Genomic DNA, 15278 nt, shown 5'->3' on the forward strand with positions numbered 1-15278 from the left:
AACCGAAACAATGAAGTTCAGATTGATGCTGCCTGCCGCCGTGCTCGCGGCGCTGTCGCCGGCCGGGCAGGCACAAGCACAGGAAAACGGCGTCGACGGCACCGGCGCCACGCTCGCACCGATTCGCGTCGACGCGCAGAAGGCGCCCACGCTGACGCAACCGCTCGACACCGGCAGCCATCTCGGGCTGTCGCCGCTCGAAACGCCCGCGAGCGTCGAGCAGATCAGCCGCGCGACGCTCGACACGCGCGGCGACAGTTCGATCATCGATGCCGTGAGCCGCGCCGCCGGCATCAGCGCGTCGCCGCATCCGGGCAACGGCAACTCGGAGCTCGCCGCGCGCGGCTTCGTCGGCGCGTCGTCGGTCACGCAGCTCTACGACGGCGTGCGCCCGTACGGCGCGATCGGCGTCACGTTCCCGTTCGACACGTGGTCGGTCGACCATATCGACGTGCTGCGCGGCCCCGCTTCGGTGATCTACGGCGAAGGCGCGATCGGCGGCGTGGTCAACATCGTCCCGAAGAAGCCGACGCGCACGCCGATCCGCAACGAGCTGCAAATCGGCGGCGGCACCGAAGGCACCGCGCGGGCCGCGTTCGGCAGCGGCGGCGCGATCAACGACAAGCTGTCGTACCGCTTCGACATCAGCGGCAACCGATCGTCGAACTGGGTCGATCGCGGCAATTCGCGCAACCTGTCGGTCTCCGGCGCGCTGCGCTACGACGTGACGCCCGACCTGTACGTGACGGCCTCGTATGCGCAGGGCTTCCTGCATCCGATGCAGTATTTCGGCGTGCCGCTCGTCAACGGTGCGCGTGACCGCGCGCTCGACAAGAAGAACTACAACGTCGGCGACGCCGACATCGCGTTCCGCGACAGCTGGGCCACCGTCTCGGCGAACTGGCAGCCGAGCGACAGCCTGAACGTGACGAGCACGCTGTACCGGATGAAGAGCAACCGTCACTGGAAGGATGCGGAGTACTACACGTACCTGCCGTCGAGCGCGCAAGTGCGGCGCAGCAGCTACACCGAGATCTTTCACGACCAGGAACAATACGGCAACGTGACGACGGCCACCGTCGGTGGCGCGCTGCTCGGCATGCGCAACACGTTCTCGGCGGGCGTCGAGTTCAACCACACGACATTCCAGCACGACAACAACTCGCCGTATGCGGGCACGTCGACGGTTGATCCGTTCAACTTCGATCCGGGCAGTTTCATCAACACGGCCGGCACCTTTCCGAAGTACCGCAGCCAGTCGAACCAGTACGCGCTGTTCGCGGAGAACCGGCTCGAGATCACGCCGCGCTGGTCGGTGATCGGCGGTCTGCGCTACGACCATGCGAGCGTGAACCGCGACGATCTCGTAAACGGCGGCGCGTTCACGAAGGTGTTCGCGAACACGGGCTGGCGCGTCGGCACCGTGTACGACGTGCGGCCCGGCCTCGCCGTGTATGGACAGTATTCGGTCGCGGCCGATCCGGTCAGCTCGCTGCTGTCGCTGAATGCGTCGAAAGCGAACTTCACGCTCGCGACCGGCCGGCAGATCGAGATCGGCGTGAAGCAGTCGTTCCTCGACGGCAAGGCGGAATGGACGCTCGCCGCGTACCGGATCGTGAAGCGCAACCTGCTGACGGCCGACCCGGTGAACCCGAACCAGTCGATCCAGGTCGGCCAGCAGTCGTCGCGCGGGCTCGAGGCGACGGTCGGCGCGGAGATCGCGAAGGACTGGCGCGTCGATGCGAACGTGTCGATCCTGCGCGCGAAATACGACGATTTCCAGCAAGCGTCCGGCGGCACGACCGTGTCGCGCGCGGGCAACGTGCCGGTGTCGGTGCCGCAGCGGCTCGCGAACCTGTGGGTGAGCTGGCGCTTCGCGCCGGACTGGACGGGCATCGCGGGCGTCAAGTACGTCGGCAAGCGGTTCGCCGACACCGCGAACCAGCTCGTGATGCCGTCGTACACGACCGTCGACCTCGGCCTGGCGTGGAAGCCGCGCAAGGACACGACGATCACCGCCCGCGCGTACAACGTGTTCAATCGCCGCTACGTGCAGTCCGCGTACTACAACGAAACGCAGTATCTGCTCGGCAACGACCGGCGGTTCGAGGTGCTGGCGAACTACCGGTTCTGATGCGGCGCGCCGTCGCGCAACGGATGCGCGGCGGCGCGCCGGTCAGTGTCCGGTCGCGCCGCTGCCGGCCCGGCTGTGCCCGTCACGCACGCGGGCCCGCCATCCACTTCCGGTAGCGCCGCGTCTGGCACTGCGCGGCCAGTTGCTGCCGCACCAGCGCGCGCAGCGGCGACACCCGCGGGTGCGTGCGGCGCCCTTCGCTCAATCGCGTGAGCTGGAACTTGACGACGGCCATGTTCGCCAGCGCGCCCAGCGCCTTGTTCTTCCAGCGGATCGGCTGCAGCACCGGCGCGCTGTCCTTGCCGGCGCGCCAGTCGCGCGGCAGGTTCGGGTCGATCGACAGCGCGGTCGCGATGCCGACCATCGCGACGCCGCTGTCCACCACCTGCTCGGCCACCGCACGGCGCCGGATGCCGCCCGTGACCATCAGCGGCATCCGCGCGACGGCCGTGATGTCGCGCGCGAATTCGAGGAAATACGCTTCGCGCGCCAGCGTACGGCCGTCGCGCGCCTCGCCCTGCATCGCCGGCACTTCGTAGCTGCCGCCCGACAGTTCGACGAGATCGACGCCGAGCGGATTCAGCAGTTCGACCACGCGCTTCGCGTCGTCCGCGCTGAAACCGCCGCGCTGGAAATCGGCCGAGTTCAGCTTCACCGCGACGACGAAGGCCGGCGACACCGCCGCACGCACCGCCTTCACGATGTCGAGCAGCAGGCGCGCGCGGTTCTCGATGCTGCCGCCCCACTGGTCCTGCCGGCGGTTCGTCAGCGGCGACAGGAACTGGCTCAGCAGATAGCCGTGCGCCGCGTGCACCTGCACGCCGGTGAAACCGCTTTGCTCCGCGAGCTGCGCGGCGCGCACGAAGCGCTGCTGCACGTCGGCGATATCGGCTGCCGTCATTTCCTTCGGCACCGGAAACTGCTTCGACAGCGCGCCGAGCGCGAGCGGCACGGCCGACGGCGCGAGCGTCGTCTGGCCGAGCGCCGCCTGCATCTGCCGCCCCGGGTGATTGATCTGCATCCACACGTGCGCGCCGTTCGAGCGTGAGATCTGCGCCCAGCGGCGGAAACGGTCCAGATGCGCGTCGCTTTCGAGCACGACGCCGTTCGGCCCCGTCATCGCGCGGCCGTCCACCATCACGTTGCCGGTCAGGATCAAGCCGACCTGGCCGTCGGCCCACGCCTGGTACAGGCGCAGTAACGCGTCGGACGGTGCGTGGTCCGCATCGGCCATGTTTTCTTCCATCGCGGCCTTCGCCAGACGGTTCGGAATCACCGCCCCGTTGGGCAGTGTGAGGGGCGCAAACAGATTCATGGTGGCAGATCCTCGATTGACGATGGCCCACGATAACTTTAAAGTCAACTTTAAGGTCAAGCCCTTTTGGAACCCAACATGAAAATCGGCGAACTGGCGAAAGCGAGCGGCCTCGCGGCGTCGCGCATCCGCTTCTACGAAGCGAGCGGCCTGCTCGAACCGGCCCGTCGGCAGGCGAACGGCTATCGGGAATACGGGCCGGAAGCGTTGATGCGGCTCGCGATCATCGACCGCGCGCAAGGCGCGGGCTTCTCGCTCGACGAGATCCGCGCGGTGCTGCCGCCCGATCTCGGCGCATGGCCGCACGATCAACTGCTGGCTGCGCTGCGGCACAAGGTCGACGAAATCGCGCTGCTCGAACGGCGTCTCGCGCAGAACCGGCAGCATCTGGAAACGCTGATCGGCGAGATCGAGAACAAGCCGGCCGGCGAGGATTGCGCGGGCGCCGCGCAACGGATGCTCGACCGGCTGGGCGAGCAGGCGAACGAGCCGCTGGCGCCCGCGCCTGTCGTGCGGCCGGCGCGCAAGCGGGCGTGATGGATCGTGCTGAGGGATTGCACCGCGCCGTCCATCGATCGATGCGCGCCGCGCGCCTGAAGTGAAGCGCGACGCGGGCGCGGTTGCCCCGATTTGCTTACGTCGCAGGTAATCGACGCGCGCCGCCCGCGCCGCGATCATGGCGCCATCGACTCTCGAACCGCATCCCGCCAAGGAGCCCGCCATGACCGCCTACGCCATCGCCCACCTGCACGACGTCGACATGTGCGACGACATCGTCGAGTACCTCGAACGCATCGACGGCACGCTCGCCCCGTACGGCGGCCATTTCGTGATTCACGGCGCCCGCCCGGAGGTGCGCGAAGGCGTGTGGCGCGGCGACCTGATCGCGATCGCATTCCCCGATCTCGACACGGCGCGCGCGTGGTACGAATCGGACGCGTACCGGCAGATCCAGCCGCTGCGCGCACGGCACGCGAGCGGCCCGTTGATCCTGATCGACGGCGTCGACGAGCGGCACAAGGCGACCGACATTCTGCGTTGAACCTTGACGCGGGCAACGCCTGCCGACGCTTACGGCGCCTTCCGCTCCATCGGCTCGCCGACGACGAACCCGCCGCCCTGGAACCGCTGCGCGGGATCGTCGTAATCGGCGGTCGTCGCCGTCACCGGGAACAGCCCGGCGAACTGCTCGGAACTGTCGCGCGGGCGAAAGCCGAGGAAGCCGACCTTCGTGTTGTCCCACCACTTCACCGGGTTGTCCGACGCGCCGTAGACGATCGCGTGCCCGACGCGGTTCGTCAGCAGCGAGCAGCGCACGAGTTCGATGAAGTCGCGGTAGCTGAGGAACGTGACGAGCATGCGCGGATTCTTCGGCACCTCGAACGACGACCCGATCCGCAGGCATACCGTCTCGATCCCGAAGCGATCGAAGTAGTAACGCGACAGCGATTCGCCGAAGCACTTCGTCACGCCGTACAGGCTGTCCGGGCGCAGCGGCGCATCGGCGTCGAGCACCTCCGTGACCGGGTGGAAACCGATCGCATGGTTCGAGCTCGCGAACACGACGCGCTTCACGCCGTGCTTGCGCGCGGCTTCGTACAGGTTGTACGTGCCGGTGATGTTCGCGCCGACCAGATCGTCGAACGGCGCATCGACCGAAATGCCGCCGAGGTGGACGATCGCGTCCACGCCGTCGACGAGCGCCATCACGGCGGGCCGGTCGGCCAGGTCGACCACGCGGAGCTCTTCATGCGCGGCCGCGTCGCCGAGCGTCGCGATGTCGCTGACGCGCACGACGTCGGCCCAGTCGGCGAGCGCGCCGCGCAACTGGCGGCCGAGGTTGCCGGCCGCGCCCGTCAGCAGCAGGCGGCCGAACGGTTTGCGCGCGGCGGTGGATGAGACGTTCATCGAATCTCCTTGGATCTGACCTAAGACGGAAAACGTTTTCCAACTATACGCGGACGCGCCGCCGAGCGTCAATGGTCGAACCTGCTCGCAGCCCTCCGCATTTTCCCGATATCGGCGGCTGTCTGCGCGCGGGCTTTTTCTGCCACAATCGGGCGTTATCGAACGAAAACGTTACCCTTCGAATGAAAAAAGTTTCCTCGACGATCCGCGACGTGGCCGCGGAGGCCGGTGTGTCGGTCGCGACGGTATCGAAGTACGTGAACGGCACGCAGCGCTTCTCGCCGACCGTCGAGGCACGGCTGAAGGAGGCGATCGAGCGGCTCGGCTACCGGTCGAACCCGCTTGCGCGCTCGATGATCACCGGCCGCACGCGCACCATCGGCCTCGTGATCCTCGACATCAGCAACCCGCACTTCACGAACGTCGTGAAAGGCGCGAACCGCGTCGCGCTGCAGCACGACTACACGCTGCTGCTCGTCGATACCGAGGAGAACCAGACGCGCGAACGCTCGCTGATCGAGGCGCTCGCGCAGCGCGTCGACGGGCTGATCGTCAGCACGCGGATGCCCGACGACGAAGCCGGCTGGATGCTCGATCTCAACAAGCCGCTCGTGCTGCTGCGCCGCAGCCCCGGTCTGCCGATTCCGAGCGTCGGCATCGACAACCGGCTGTCGACCTACATGCTCGCGCGCCACCTGCTCAATCTCGGCCATACGCGCATCGCGTATCTCGGCTTCGGCACCGCGCGCGTGAACGACGAACGGATCCAGGGCGCGCGCGACTGCCTCGCCGAAGCGGGGCTCACGCTCGACGTGCACGACGCGCACGCGCCGACCGCCGAGGCCGGCGAGCGCGCGTGCTCGCGCGTGATGCTCGGGCCGCAGCGCCCGCAGGCCGTGATCTGCTACAACGACCTGATCGCGCTCGGCTTCATGAAGGAAGCCGCGTCGCTCGGCTTCCGGCTACCGCAGGACGTGTCCGTCGCCGGCATCGACAACGTGCCGTACGGCGAATACGCGGCGCCCGCGCTGACGACCGTCGACATCCAGAGCGAGAACATGGGCGAGCTCGCGATGCAGAAGCTGATCGACGCGCTCGCCGGGCGCACCGATGCGAGCTATTCGACGTTCGAGCCGCGGCTGATCATGCGCGCGTCGACGGCCTCGGCCGGCTGACGCGGTCGCGACGCGCGTCACGTCCCCGAACTAAAAACGCCGCCCCGAGGGCGGCGTTGTCGCTTGGCCGATACGCCATCACGCATCGAGTTGCGCGGGCTTCATCTTCGGCGTGAGCACGTGCATCACGGCCAGCGCGATCAGGTAGGCCGACGCGCCGATCGCGAACAGCACCCAGTAGTGGCCGGTGCGCTGCAGCACCTGGCCGATCACTTCCGAGAACAGCACGCCGCCGATCGAGCCGGCCATTCCGCCGATGCCGACCACCGACGCAACCGCACGGCGCGGGAACAGGTCGGACGCGGTCGTGAACAGGTTCGCCGACCAGCCCTGGTGCGCGGCGGCGGCGAGGCCGACGATCAGCACCGCGATCCACAGGCTCTGCACCTGCGACACGAACGCGATCGGCAGCACGCAGCAGGCGCAGATCAGCATCGCCGTCTTGCGCGCGCGGTTCACGCTCCAGCCCGCGCGCAGCAGCATCGACGACAGCCAGCCGCCGCCGATGCTGCCGACCGTCGTCAGCGCATAGATGCAGACGAGCGGCAAACCGATGTGCTGCATGTCCATCCCGCGCGACTCGTTGAGCCACTTCGGCAGCCAGAACAGGTAGAACCACCACACCGGATCGGTCATGAACTTGCCGATCAGGAAGGCCCACGTCTCGCGCTTGCGGATCAGTTCGCCCCAGCGCGGCGCGCCGGCGTTCGCGTTCGCCGCGTCGAGCGCTTCGGCTTCGTCGCGCGGCTCGTCGTATTCCGCGGCGAGCGCGCGCGTGTCGGCTGTGCGATACATCACCAGCCACACCGCGAGCCACACGATGCCGATCGCGCCGATGATCACGAACGCCGCGCGCCAGCCGTAGGCCACCGCGATCGCCGGGATGATCGCCGGCGCGAACACCGCGCCGATGTTCGCGCCCGAGTTGAAGATGCCGGTCGCGAGCGCGCGCTCCCGGCGCGGGAACCATTCGGCCGTCGTCTTGATCGCGGCCGGGAAGTTGCCGCCCTCGCCGATCCCGAGCAGCGCGCGCACGGCCGCGAAGCCCGTCACCGAGCCGACCGCCGCGTGCAGCATCGCGGCGATGCTCCATACCAGCATCGCCACCGCGTACGACACGCGCGTGCCGAGCCAGTCGACGATGCGCCCGAAGCCGAGCAGGCCCAGCGCATAGAACGCCGAAAACGCCATCACGATGCGGCCGTACTGCACCTGGCTCCAGCCGATGTCGTGCTGCAGCATCGGCGCGAGCAGGCCGAGGATCTGCCGATCCATGTAGTTGATGACGGTCGCGAAAAACAGCAGTGCACAGACGGTCCAGCGATAGCGACTGGCGGCCGCGCGCACCGCGCCGACGACGGCAGAGGGCATGAATGTCTCCGATGCACGGTCGCGCCCGTCGCGCCGCACGAAGTGTTCGTTGACCGGCGACCGGCGCCGGGGCGAACGGCCCATGTGCTACTGCACAGGCACTTTTCGCCAATCCATCTGGAAAACGTTTTTCAAAGGATAGGCCGCGTGCCGGTGCCGTGTCAGTCCGGGATTTCGATGAGTCATCTCAAATTGGTCGCGGCAAAAGAGACGACTGTTTCGCAGAATGGCATTAACCGTTTTTCCGCTGATTTTCCCGCTGCGGCGCGGCGGGCGCGCGGCCCGCCGACACACATGTCCGATTTCAGCCAGAATCGGCCGCGAGGATGGTTTACAGTCGTCGCATGCGCCTCAACCCCGACACCTGCTACGACGCCCTGCTTTCGCGAAACCGCCGCTTCGACGGCTGGTTCTTCGTCGGCGTCGCGACGACGGGCGTGTACTGCCGCCCCGTGTGCCCGGTGAAGCCGCCGAAGGCGCAAAACTGCAGCTACTACCCGACCGCCGCGGCCGCCGAGAAAGCCGGCTTCCGGCCCTGCATGCGCTGCCGCCCCGAGCTTGCGCCCGGCCACGGGCTGCTCGATCTGTCCGGCAATCTCGCCGACGCGGCCGTGACGCTGATCGACGACGGTTTCCTCAACGCGCATTCCGTCGATGCGCTCGCACGGCGCGTCGGCGTGACCGAACGCCATCTGCGGCGGATCTTCGACGCGCGGTTCGGCGTGTCGCCGGTCGAGTTCGCGCAGACGCAGCGGCTGTTGATGGCCAAGCGGCTGCTGACCGATACCGCGCTGCCGGTGGCCGTCGTCGCGTCGACGGCCGGATTCGGCAGCGTGCGACGCTTCAACGACCTGTTCCGCCAGCGCTACGGCCTCAATCCGCTGCGGCTGCGCAAAGGGGCCGGTGCAGCGGCCGACGGCGACATGACCTTTCCGCTGCCGTACCGGCCGCCGTTCGCATGGGCCGACCTGATGCGCTTTCTCGCGCAGCGGCAGATCGACGGCGTCGAGCGGATCGACGCGCAGCGTTATGCCCGCATCGTCGACCTGCCCGACCGGAACGACGGCCGCCGCGTGGCCGGCTGGCTGTCCGTCGCGCACGTGCCGCAGCGCTTCGCGCTGGCCGTCACCGTGTCGCCCGCGCTGACGCCGGTCGTGCCGGCCGTGCTGGCACGCGTGCGCCGGCTGTTCGATCTCGACAGCCGCCCTGACGTGATCGACACGCATCTCGGCGATCTCGCGAGCGGCGCGCCGGGCTTGCGCGTGCCCGGCGCGTTCGATGGTCTCGAGATCGCGATCCGCGCGATCGTGGGCGAGCAACTTGCGCAGGCTCGGGCGAATACGCCGTTGCTCGCACGGATCGCGGCACGCTTCGGTCATTCGGTCGACGGCGCGCCGCCGGGCCTCACGCACGCACTGCCCTGCGCCGCGACGCTGGCCGCGCTGCCGCCTTCGGCCCTCGAAACGGTCGGCATCGAGCGCGACATGGCGCGCGCGATCGTGTCCGTCGCCCGCGCCGTCGACGACGGCACGCTCGCGCTCGAACCGATGGCGCCGCTCGACGCGACGCTCGCCGCGCTGCGCGCGCTGCCCGGCTTCGACGAACGCGCTGTGCAGTACGTCGCGATGCGTGCGATGGCCTGGCCGAACGCGTTCCCCGCCGACGACGCGTGGCTGCCCGCCCGCACCGAACCCGCGCGCGGGCCGTCCTGCGCGCCGCACGCAGCGGCGCGCTGGGCGCCGTGGCGCGCGTATGCCGCCCTGCATGGGTGGCGCCTTCACGGAAATGTGTCGCAATGACCCCCGCTCACCTGATTCCGAGCCCGCTGGGCGACATCGCCGTGCGCATCGAGAACGATGCGCTGACCGGCCTGTACTTCGTCGGCCAGAAATACTTTCCGTCGGTAGCGATCGTGACCGAAGCGGACGCGCACGCGATGTCGCCCATCGCGCGCCAGGTCGCGGAAGAAATCGCCGAGTACTTCACCGGCGCGCGCGACACGTTCTCGGTGCCGATCCACCTGCGCGGCACCGCGTTTCAGCAACGCGTCTGGAAGGAACTGCTCGCGATTCCGTTCGGCGAACTCGTGTCGTACGGCGATATCACCGCGCGCGTCGGATTGCCGATGAGCGGCGCGCGCGCGGTGGGTGGCGCGGTCGGCCGCAATCCGGTATCGATCATCGTGCCGTGCCATCGCGTGGTCGGCGCGTCGGGCAGCCTGACCGGTTATGCGGGCGGCATCGATCGCAAACGCGCGCTGTTGTCGCTCGAAGGCGCGGGGTTTTCGCGCGGCGCATATCAACCGATGCAGCGGGCGCTTGCGTTCTGACGGAGGGTGCGCATCACGCGCTCAACACCGACCGGCGCGCTTCACGCTTCGCATACGCGCCGGGCGTCACGCGGAATTTCGCCTGGAACAGCGCGATGAAGGACGACGTCGAGTCGTAACCCAGTTGCGCGGCCACCGTGCCGATCGGCGCGCCCGCATCGAGCAGCGGCAGCGACGCGAGCAGCCGCACGGCTTGCCGCCATTCGGTGAACGACAGCCCCGTGTCCTGCCGGAACAGCCGCGACAGCGTGCGCCGCGTCGCGCCGACCTGATGGCCCCATTCGTCGAGACTGCGCGTATCGCCCGGCGCCGCATGCAACGCCCGCACGATTTTAAGCAGGCGAGGATCGCGCGGCAGCGGCACCGTGAGCGGCGCCGGCTGCATGCGCGCGATCCGGTCCGCGATCAGGCACACGAGCGCACCGTCCGGCCCGGCCTCGTCGTAGTTCACCGGCAACTCGCCGGTCGCGATCACCAGCTCGCGCAGCAGCGGCGTCATGCAGAGGATCGTGCAATCGTTGTTCACGTCGCTGCGTGCGATGGCCTCGTCGAGATACAGGCTGTGGAACGCGACGCAATCGCGCGTCGACACCGCGTGCGGCACGTGCGGCGGAATCCACATCGCATAGTGCGGCGGCAGCAGTCGCCGGCTCGACGGTGTCGTCACCTCGAGCACGCCGCTCGTCGCATACATCAGCTGGGCCCACGGATGACTGTGCGTGTCGACGCTCACGTTGCCGGGAATGCCGAACGCACGCACGTACAGCGGCCTCGGCAGGCGCGCCATCTGCGGCACCGCGTAAGGGTCGCCGGGTTGTCCCGCCAGCAACATAAGACGTCCTCCGAAGATCATTGCACGAACGAGCGCGATGCTACCGTGGCGGCTCCTTTTTCACACGGCTTCCGCCCATGAGCGCTCATACCCGCATCACCCGCAAGACCATCACCGCGATCCGCTCGACCAAAGGCATCGGCAGCCTCGTGTCGCTGACTGCGTACTCCGCGCCGATGGCCAAACTCGTCGACGACGTGGCCGACGTGATCATCGTCGGCGACTCCGTCGGCATGGTGCTGTACGGGATGCCCGATACGCTGCGCGTCACGCTCGACATGATGATTGCACACGGCGCGGCCGTCGTGCGCGGCGCGACGCAAGCGTGCGTCGTCGTCGACCTGCCGTTCTCCACGTTCCAGGAATCGCCCGCGCAGGCCTATCGCTCCGCCGCGCGGCTCCTCGCCGAAACCGGTGCGCAGGCCGTGAAGCTCGAAGGCGGCTGCGAGATGACCGACACGATCCGCTTCCTGACCGATCGCGGCATTCCGGTGATGGCGCATGTCGGCCTCATGCCGCAGCAAGCCAACGCGACGGGCGGCTTCCGCGCGCAGGGCATGGACCCGCGTTCGGCCGCGCAGGTGTTCGACGCCGCGTGCGCGGCCGAGCGGGCCGGCGCATTCAGCGTCGTCATCGAGGGCACCGCCGAAGCACTCGCGCGCCACCTGACCGGGACGCTGACGATCCCGACGATCGGCATCGGCGCATCGCCCGCCTGCGACGGGCAGGTGCTCGTGACCGAGGACATGATCGGCGCGTTCGATGCGTACACGCCGCGCTTCGTAAAGCGTTACGCGGATGCGAACGCGATGATGCGCGACGCGATCCGTCAGTACGCGTACGACGTGCGGCGGCGCGTGTTCCCCGAGCCCGCGCATTGCTTCGGATACGGCAAGCCGCTGCAACTGGCGGACGCGGCCCCAACTGCGTGATGCGGGACGAACGGCGCGGTTACCTCACGTCATGCGCGCTTGCGCATCGCATGCGCGACCCGCGCGTTCGCCTCGAATTTCGCGCGATGCGTCGAGAAAAACGTCCGCACGTTGCGGACGTTCGACGCGCCGGTGAACAGCCGCCGCGCGAATTCGTCGTATTCGGCGACGTCGGCGAGATCGGCGATCACGACGAAATCCGGCCCCGGCGACACGCGATAGCACTGCGTGACGGCCGGCTCCGCGCACACGTACGCTTCGAACCCGTCGTAGTCTTCGGCCGTCTGCCGGTCGAGGCTGATTTCGATCAGCGCGGTGACGCCCGTACCGATCGCGACCGGATCGAGCACCGCGACCTGCCGACGGATCACGCCGGCCTCCGTCAGCCGGCGCACGCGACGCATGCAGGTGGGCGGCGACGACAGCGCACGCTCCGCGAGTTGCAGGTTGGACACCGACGCGTCGTCCTGCAGGATCGCGAGGATGCGCAGGTCGAGATCGTCGAGGGTGATGCCGGCCATCGGCCACTCCTTCCGGTCAGAGAGTGAAATTTAATTTCAACATGATAGACGATCATCCGTATGTTTCATATTTGTCCATTTTTTGAAATTTAATTCCATTCCATTGGCTCTACCATCGCTCTCACTGATCCAGACAGGACATTTACGGAGCGCGATATGTGTGGAATCGTCGGGGCGGTTGCCCAGCGGGACATCCTGCCGAACCTGGTCGACGGCCTGAAACGGCTCGAATACCGCGGCTACGACTCGTGCGGCGTCGTGGTCTACCGCGACCGCGCGCTGGCGCGCGCCCGCAGCGTCGATCGTGTCGCGAACCTGCAGCGCGAGATCGCCGCGCAGGCGTTGTCCGGTTACACGGGCATCGCGCATACGCGCTGGGCCACGCATGGCGCACCCGTCACGCTCAACGCGCATCCGCACTTCTCGCCGAGCGACGCGAATGCGCGCATCGCGCTGTCGCACAACGGGATCATCGAGAACTGCGATCAACTGCGCGCGGAACTGCAGGCGCACGGCTATGTGTTCGCGAGTCAGACCGACAGCGAGGCGATCGCGCATTTGATCGACCATCTCTACGACGGCGACCTGTTCGAGGCCGTCCGGCATGCGGTGGCGCGACTGCGCGGCAGCTATGCGATCGCGGTGATGTGCCGCGACGAGCCGCACCGGATCGTCGGCGCGCGCGACGGGATGCCGCTCGTGGTCGGGGTCGGCGAAGGCGAGAATTTTCTGGCGTCCGATGCGATTGCGCTGTCGGGTATCACCGATCGCATTGCCTACCTGGAGAACGGCGACGTCGCCGATATCCAGCTGCATCGCTACTGGATCGTCGATGCGAACGGCCAGCGCGTCGAGCGCGCGGTGCAACGCGTCGCCGCGCATAGCGGCGCGGCCGATCTCGGATCGTATCGGTACTACATGCAGAAGGAAATCTTCGAGCAGCCGCAGGCGGTGGCCGATACGCTGCTCGACGTTTCGTCGATCATGCCGGAGCTGTTCGGCGACGGTGCGTGGCGCGTGTTCAACGACGTCGATTCGGTGCTGCTGCTCGCGTGCGGCGGCAGCTATCACGCGGCGCTGACCGCGAAGTACTGGATCGAGAGCATTGCGAAGCTGCCGGCGAGTGTGGAAATCGCCAGCGAGTTCCGTTATCGCGACAGTGTGCCGAATCCGCGCACGCTGGTGGTTGCGGTGTCGCAGAGCGGCGAAACCGCTGATGTGCTCGGCGCGGTGCATGTCGCGAAGCGCAGCGGGATGACGCACACGCTCGCGATCTGCAACGTCGCGACGAGTGCGTTGATGCGCGAATGCGCGCTGCAATTCGTGACGCGTGCGGGAGTCGAGATCGGCGTCGCTTCGACGAAGGCGTTTACGACGCAGCTCGTTGCGCTGTTCCTGTTGACGTTGTCGCTGGCGCAGGTGCGCGGGCGGTTGAGCGACGACGAGGAGAAGGAACATCTGCGGGCGCTGCGGCATCTGCCCGATGCGATGTCGAAGGTGCTCGCGCTGGAACCGCAGATCATGGCGTGGTCGGAGTTGCTCGCGCGACGCGACAACATGCTGTTTCTCGGGCGCGGGATGCATTATCCGATCGCGCTCGAAGGCGCGCTGAAGATGAAGGAGATTTCCTATATTCATGCGGAGGCTTATCCGGCGGGGGAGCTGAAGCATGGGCCGCTGGCGCTCGTCAGCAATGAAATGCCAGTGATCGCGGTTGCGCCGAATGACATGCTGCTCGAGAAGCTCAGGTCGAACATGCATGAGGTCAGTGCGCGGAATGGGCGGCTGTTCGTGTTTGCGGATGTGGACTGTGGGTTGATGCCGAGCGAGGGAATCGAGGTGATTCGGCTGAACGAGTACTACGGGCCGTTGTCGCCGATCCTGCATACGGTGCCGATGCAATTGCTCGCGTATCACGCGGCGCTGGCGCGGGGGACGGATATCGATAAGCCTAGGAACCTGGCTAAGTCGGTGACGGTGGAGTGAGGGGCGGTTTCGCGCTCTTATTGTGCTGACGTGCATTTCAGAAGTCCCGGACGCGCCTCCGTCCGGTATTCCCCGGCATTCCGCCGCCCGCCGGGGCACTGCCTATCGTAAGTAGCCACGCAGTCGCAGCGTGGATGCACGTCAACGCCGTGTCGTCGAGCGTGCCCGGAACGATACCCGATACCGGCCGCACGTCCCCGCCACGGCGTGCCAGGTATGAAGAATTCGGTGCGTGATTCGTTGAGCCACGTCAAGCCATTGACGAGGCGTCAGCATAGAGTGGTTTCAGGGTTCGACCGGCTCTCGATGACCATGCTCAAGGAGGACAAGATGGCATTCCCGCAAAAATTCGCCATCGCCATTGCGACGCTCGGCATGATCAGTGCCGTTGCAATCGCTGGTACGCCGACGGCCACCGACAATGCAGCTCACGATGCCCATCATCCGAATAAAGCAACCGCAAAAGCGCCGACCAAGTCAAACCGCGAGGCGGACGACCAAATGCAAACCATGCGCGTCATGCACGAAAAGATGATGAACGCGAAGACGCCCGAGGAACGCGCTGCGCTGATGGACGAGCAAATGAAAATCATGCAAAACGGCATGAGCATGATGGAGATGATGAGTGCTCACTCGTCCGGCATGCCGATGTCGTCGCGGCAGGGGAGTATGGAAACGCGCATGGACATGATGCAGATGATGATGCAGGCAATGATGGACCGGCAGGCTGCTCGCGAGCATCCCGCCGAGAAGTGAGACGCCACGAAATGGGAGA

Annotated in this window: 14 protein-coding genes; 9 read left to right on the forward strand and 5 right to left on the reverse strand. The window is 67.1% G+C overall.

Annotated elements, in window-relative coordinates; translation table 11 throughout:
- Positions 1 to 10 precede the first annotated feature (10 nt).
- Positions 11 to 2134 (forward strand): TonB-dependent siderophore receptor, encoded by a 2124-nt coding sequence (locus A9Z05_RS16185; protein ID WP_069618977.1) that lies wholly within the window; start codon positions 11 to 13, stop codon positions 2132 to 2134.
- Positions 2135 to 2216: 82 nt separating this feature from the next.
- Here A9Z05_RS16185 and A9Z05_RS16190 read toward each other — a convergent pair whose 3' ends face one another.
- Complete coding sequence (locus A9Z05_RS16190) at positions 2217 to 3449, reverse strand: NADH:flavin oxidoreductase/NADH oxidase family protein (RefSeq protein ID WP_069618978.1); 1233 nt, start codon at positions 3447 to 3449, stop codon at positions 2217 to 2219.
- Between the two features lie 78 nt (positions 3450 to 3527).
- On the opposite strand from A9Z05_RS16190, the gene A9Z05_RS16195 reads away from it, so the two are divergent.
- Both A9Z05_RS16195 and A9Z05_RS16200 read left to right on the forward strand, forming a co-directional pair.
- Positions 3528 to 3986 carry a MerR family transcriptional regulator gene (locus A9Z05_RS16195; RefSeq protein ID WP_069618979.1) on the forward strand — a complete coding sequence of 153 codons (459 nt, stop codon included), beginning with the start codon at positions 3528 to 3530 and terminating at the stop codon, positions 3984 to 3986.
- Positions 3987 to 4170: 184 nt separating this feature from the next.
- Positions 4171 to 4491, forward strand: coding sequence for a DUF1330 domain-containing protein (locus A9Z05_RS16200; protein WP_069618980.1), 321 nt, complete (start codon positions 4171 to 4173; stop codon positions 4489 to 4491).
- Positions 4492 to 4520: 29 nt separating this feature from the next.
- On the opposite strand, the gene A9Z05_RS16205 is transcribed toward A9Z05_RS16200, so the two are convergent.
- On the reverse strand, positions 4521 to 5357 hold the full coding sequence (locus A9Z05_RS16205; protein ID WP_069618981.1) for an NAD(P)-dependent oxidoreductase: 837 nt from the start codon (positions 5355 to 5357) through the stop codon (positions 4521 to 4523).
- Between the two features lie 71 nt (positions 5358 to 5428).
- Here A9Z05_RS16205 and A9Z05_RS16210 point away from each other — a divergent pair, with 71 nt between their 5' ends.
- Positions 5429 to 6532 carry a LacI family DNA-binding transcriptional regulator gene (locus tag A9Z05_RS16210; RefSeq protein WP_069618982.1) on the forward strand — a complete coding sequence of 368 codons (1104 nt, stop codon included), beginning with the start codon at positions 5429 to 5431 and terminating at the stop codon, positions 6530 to 6532.
- Between the two features lie 78 nt (positions 6533 to 6610).
- Here A9Z05_RS16210 and A9Z05_RS16215 read toward each other — a convergent pair whose 3' ends face one another.
- Positions 6611 to 7903 carry an MFS transporter gene (locus tag A9Z05_RS16215; RefSeq protein ID WP_069619070.1) on the reverse strand — a complete coding sequence of 431 codons (1293 nt, stop codon included), beginning with the start codon at positions 7901 to 7903 and terminating at the stop codon, positions 6611 to 6613.
- Positions 7904 to 8229: 326 nt separating this feature from the next.
- Between A9Z05_RS16215 and A9Z05_RS16220 the strand changes: the two genes are divergently transcribed.
- Both A9Z05_RS16220 and A9Z05_RS16225 read left to right on the forward strand, forming a co-directional pair.
- Positions 8230 to 9702 (forward strand): DNA-3-methyladenine glycosylase 2 family protein, encoded by a 1473-nt coding sequence (locus A9Z05_RS16220; RefSeq protein ID WP_069618983.1) that lies wholly within the window; start codon positions 8230 to 8232, stop codon positions 9700 to 9702.
- Positions 9699 to 10232 carry a methylated-DNA--[protein]-cysteine S-methyltransferase gene (locus A9Z05_RS16225; protein ID WP_069618984.1) on the forward strand — a complete coding sequence of 178 codons (534 nt, stop codon included), beginning with the start codon at positions 9699 to 9701 and terminating at the stop codon, positions 10230 to 10232. The genes A9Z05_RS16220 and A9Z05_RS16225 overlap by 4 nt, the downstream gene beginning before the upstream one ends.
- 13 nt (positions 10233 to 10245) lie before the next feature.
- On the opposite strand, the gene A9Z05_RS16230 is transcribed toward A9Z05_RS16225, so the two are convergent.
- On the reverse strand, positions 10246 to 11064 hold the full coding sequence (locus tag A9Z05_RS16230; protein WP_069618985.1) for a helix-turn-helix domain-containing protein: 819 nt from the start codon (positions 11062 to 11064) through the stop codon (positions 10246 to 10248).
- Between the two features lie 77 nt (positions 11065 to 11141).
- Between A9Z05_RS16230 and panB the strand changes: the two genes are divergently transcribed.
- Complete coding sequence (panB, locus tag A9Z05_RS16235) at positions 11142 to 11996, forward strand: 3-methyl-2-oxobutanoate hydroxymethyltransferase (protein WP_069618986.1); 855 nt, start codon at positions 11142 to 11144, stop codon at positions 11994 to 11996.
- Between the two features lie 29 nt (positions 11997 to 12025).
- Here panB and A9Z05_RS16240 read toward each other — a convergent pair whose 3' ends face one another.
- Positions 12026 to 12517, reverse strand: coding sequence for an Lrp/AsnC family transcriptional regulator (locus A9Z05_RS16240; protein WP_069618987.1), 492 nt, complete (start codon positions 12515 to 12517; stop codon positions 12026 to 12028).
- A gap of 156 nt (positions 12518 to 12673) precedes the next feature.
- Between A9Z05_RS16240 and glmS the strand changes: the two genes are divergently transcribed.
- Both glmS and A9Z05_RS16250 read left to right on the forward strand, forming a co-directional pair.
- Positions 12674 to 14503 carry a glutamine--fructose-6-phosphate transaminase (isomerizing) gene (gene glmS, locus A9Z05_RS16245; RefSeq protein ID WP_069618988.1) on the forward strand — a complete coding sequence of 610 codons (1830 nt, stop codon included), beginning with the start codon at positions 12674 to 12676 and terminating at the stop codon, positions 14501 to 14503.
- A 216-nt stretch (positions 14504 to 14719) separates the two neighbouring features.
- Positions 14720 to 15259 (forward strand): hypothetical protein, encoded by a 540-nt coding sequence (locus tag A9Z05_RS16250; RefSeq protein ID WP_371090897.1) that lies wholly within the window; start codon positions 14720 to 14722, stop codon positions 15257 to 15259.
- Positions 15260 to 15278: the final 19 nt, after the last annotated feature.

Source organism: Burkholderia sp. A2 (assembly GCF_001729305.1).
Classification (GTDB): domain Bacteria; phylum Pseudomonadota; class Gammaproteobacteria; order Burkholderiales; family Burkholderiaceae; genus Burkholderia; species Burkholderia sola.

Coding starts and splice junctions, on each gene's coding strand:
- A9Z05_RS16185 (WP_069618977.1), top strand. CDS start 11: ATGAAGTTCAGATTGATGCTGCCTGCCGCCGTGCTCGCGGCGCTGTCG.
- A9Z05_RS16195 (WP_069618979.1), top strand. CDS start 3,528: ATGAAAATCGGCGAACTGGCGAAAGCGAGCGGCCTCGCGGCGTCGCGC.
- A9Z05_RS16190 (WP_069618978.1), bottom strand. CDS start 3,449: ATGAATCTGTTTGCGCCCCTCACACTGCCCAACGGGGCGGTGATTCCG.
- A9Z05_RS16220 (WP_069618983.1), top strand. CDS start 8,230: ATGGTTTACAGTCGTCGCATGCGCCTCAACCCCGACACCTGCTACGAC.
- A9Z05_RS16210 (WP_069618982.1), top strand. CDS start 5,429: ATGGTCGAACCTGCTCGCAGCCCTCCGCATTTTCCCGATATCGGCGGC.
- A9Z05_RS16250 (WP_371090897.1), top strand. CDS start 14,720: ATGAAGAATTCGGTGCGTGATTCGTTGAGCCACGTCAAGCCATTGACG.
- A9Z05_RS16225 (WP_069618984.1), top strand. CDS start 9,699: ATGACCCCCGCTCACCTGATTCCGAGCCCGCTGGGCGACATCGCCGTG.
- panB (WP_069618986.1), top strand. CDS start 11,142: ATGAGCGCTCATACCCGCATCACCCGCAAGACCATCACCGCGATCCGC.
- A9Z05_RS16205 (WP_069618981.1), bottom strand. CDS start 5,357: ATGAACGTCTCATCCACCGCCGCGCGCAAACCGTTCGGCCGCCTGCTG.
- A9Z05_RS16215 (WP_069619070.1), bottom strand. CDS start 7,903: ATGCCCTCTGCCGTCGTCGGCGCGGTGCGCGCGGCCGCCAGTCGCTAT.
- glmS (WP_069618988.1), top strand. CDS start 12,674: ATGTGTGGAATCGTCGGGGCGGTTGCCCAGCGGGACATCCTGCCGAAC.
- A9Z05_RS16200 (WP_069618980.1), top strand. CDS start 4,171: ATGACCGCCTACGCCATCGCCCACCTGCACGACGTCGACATGTGCGAC.
- A9Z05_RS16240 (WP_069618987.1), bottom strand. CDS start 12,517: ATGGCCGGCATCACCCTCGACGATCTCGACCTGCGCATCCTCGCGATC.
- A9Z05_RS16230 (WP_069618985.1), bottom strand. CDS start 11,064: ATGTTGCTGGCGGGACAACCCGGCGACCCTTACGCGGTGCCGCAGATG.